The 2,571-nt window shown below is 59.2% G+C and carries 2 protein-coding genes and 1 pseudogene; all 3 read right to left on the reverse strand.

The genetic code is table 11. From position 1 onward, the window contains the following. Positions 1 to 565: uracil-DNA glycosylase (ung, locus tag VJ956_RS15895; protein ID WP_324086020.1), on the reverse strand; the 565-nt coding region annotated here is incomplete at its 3' end. Positions 566 to 567: 2 nt separating this feature from the next. Then, the gene (gene lysS / locus VJ956_RS15900; protein ID WP_324086021.1) at positions 568 to 2,106 is read right to left on the reverse strand and encodes a lysine--tRNA ligase; all 1,539 of its coding nucleotides are present in this window, start codon (positions 2,104 to 2,106) and stop codon (positions 568 to 570) included. 308 nt (positions 2,107 to 2,414) lie between these two features. After that, a pseudogene (gene prfB / locus VJ956_RS15905) lies at positions 2,415 to 2,571 on the reverse strand (peptide chain release factor 2); the annotation flags it as partial.

Genomic DNA, 2,571 nt, shown 5'->3' on the forward strand with positions numbered 1-2,571 from the left:
GTTTGCTGCGGTCGATGTTTATGCCCTTCTTGCGGGCGTGGCTGCCCCAGAGCATGAACACCACGCCGTCGCGCTCCCGGTTGGCCAGCTCAATGACCTTATCGGTGAACGTTTCCCAGCCCTGCCCCTGATGGGCACCCGGTTGTCCCTGAACGACCGTCAGCACGGTATTCAACAGCAGGACGCCCTGTTCTGCCCAGGTCTGCAGGCAGCCGTGATCCGGGGGCTGGATCCCCAGGTCGTCCTCGATTTCCCTGAGGATGTTCAGCAGTGAGGGCGGTTTCGGGACGTAGGGCCTGACAGAGAACGACAGGCCATGGGCCTGGCCGGGTCCGTGATATGGGTCCTGGCCCAGGATGACGACTGACACCCTGTCAAGCGGGGTGCTGTTGAGGGCGTTAAAGATGTGGCGCCGGGCCGGAAACAGGGTTTTGCCGGCGGCCTCCTCGGCTGCCAGGAATTCCGCCAGCGCCCGCAGATAGGGCTTATCGAATTCGCCCCCCAGTTGTTCCAGCCAGCCCCGACCGGGGCGCAGATGGCTGGCCAGTTCCTCCACTGGCTCCACGGTTACCCGCCCTCTTTGCCTTTACCCTGATCCGTTTTGTGTTCCGGGCGCATGGCGGGAAACAGGATGACGTCGCGGATCGACGGGCTGTTGGTCAGCAGCATGGCCAGCCGGTCGATGCCGATGCCTTCGCCGGCGGTGGGCGGCAGGCCGTATTCCAGCGCCATGACGTAGTCTTCATCGTAGAACATGGCTTCATCGTCGCCGGCATCTTTCTCGGCAACCTGTTCACGGAAACGTTCGGCCTGATCTTCAGCGTCGTTAAGCTCGGAGAAGCCGTTGGCGATTTCGCGGCCACCGACGAAAAATTCGAAGCGCTCGGTCACAAAACTGTCGTTGTCCTTGCAGCGCGCCAACGGTGACACTTCTTTCGGGTAATCGGTGATGAAGGTCGGCTGCAACAGACGATGCTCGGCGGTTGCCTCGAAGATTTCGACCTGGACCTTGCCCAGCCCCCAGCTGTCTTTAAGCTGGATGCCAAGGTGCTTGGCCACCTGGCGGGCGCTGGTGTCGTCCGCCAGCTGTTCTGCGCGGATATCCGGGTTATGACGGAGAATGGCATCGACAACGGTCAGGCGCTCGAAGGGCTTGCCGAAATCGTACTCGACCGATTCTTCCTCACCACTGGACAGAGTGCGGGTGTTGACTACGGTGGTTGTGCCAAGGACTTTCCGGGCGATGGTCCGCAGCATGTCTTCGGTCAGGTCCATCAGGTCATTGTAATCGGCATAGGCCTGGTAGAACTCCACCATGGTGAATTCAGGGTTATGCCGGGTGGATAACCCCTCGTTGCGGAAATTCCGGTTTATTTCGAACACCCGCTCAAAGCCACCGACCACCAGGCGCTTGAGGTAGAGCTCCGGCGCAATCCGCAGGTACATATCCATGCCCAGCGCGTTGTGGTGAGTCACAAACGGCCGTGCCGTGGCGCCACCGGGGATCACCTGCAGCATGGGGGTTTCCACTTCCATGAAGTCACGGTCGGTAAAGTACTGGCGCATGGTGTTGATGATTTTTGAGCGTGCGAAGAACACCCGGCGGCTGTCCTCGTTCACCATAAGATCCACGTAGCGGTGACGATACCGGGCTTCGGTATCCGTCAGGCCCTTGTGTTTCTCGGGCAGCGGGCGGAGGGATTTGGTCAGCAGCGTGTACTCGTCCATGGTCACGTACAGGTCGCCCTTGCCAGACTTGCACAGGGTACCGCGTACACCGACGATGTCACCGAGATCCCAGTGTTTGGTATCCTTCTGCACATCCTTGGTGGCGTATATCTGGATGCGCCCGGTCATGTCCTGAACCACTTTGAACGCTTTGCGGTCAAGCATCATGCGCCCGGCAACGGCTACCTGAATGCCCATCTCGGCAAGCTCTTCCTTGGTTTTGTCGCCGTATTCCGCCTGCAACCAGGCAGCAGAGGCATCTCGACGAAACGTATTGGGGAAGGCGCCGCCCTGCTCGCGCATATCCGACAGCTTGGCCCTGCGTTCGGCAATCAGCTTGTTGTCGTCTTGCGGTGCATTCTGTGTGTGCTCGGTCATGTTGGCTCACTTAAATCGGGTTGTTAGGGAGCCTCTGAACAACTCCTGGATCGCCTCTGCGCGATCTGAAGGCTGTAGATGCCAGGCGCGGCTCGCCGCCAATGGCCGTAGCCCTTGGCAAGAGTTGCAACGCCGCAGATGCAGCCTTCAGAGTGCGCCCTTCGGGGCTTGCAGAGCAATCCACACTCTGCGTTGCGGCTTTTTGCAAGGTCCAGACATTGCTGCAAAGCCGCGCCTTGATTGTGAATCGCTCTGCAAGCCAGAGGCGATCCAGGAGTTATTCAGAGGCTCCTTAGGTTGATTCAGGTTTACAGCGCCATCTTCAGGCTGGCTTCGATGAACCTGTCGATATCACCGTCCAGCACATTCTGGATATTGCTGGTTTCGACCTTGGTACGCAGGTCCTTTATGCGGCCATCATCCAGTACATAGGAACGTATCTGGCTGCCCCAGCCGATATCCGCT

Source organism: Marinobacter sp. (genome assembly GCF_035268745.1).
GTDB lineage: Bacteria > Pseudomonadota > Gammaproteobacteria > Pseudomonadales > Oleiphilaceae > Marinobacter.

Bases quoted from the DNA above. Each gene is read 5' to 3' on its own strand.
- lysS (WP_324086021.1), bottom strand. From the start codon at position 2,106: ATGACCGAGCACACACAGAATGCACCGCAAGACGACAACAAGCTGATT.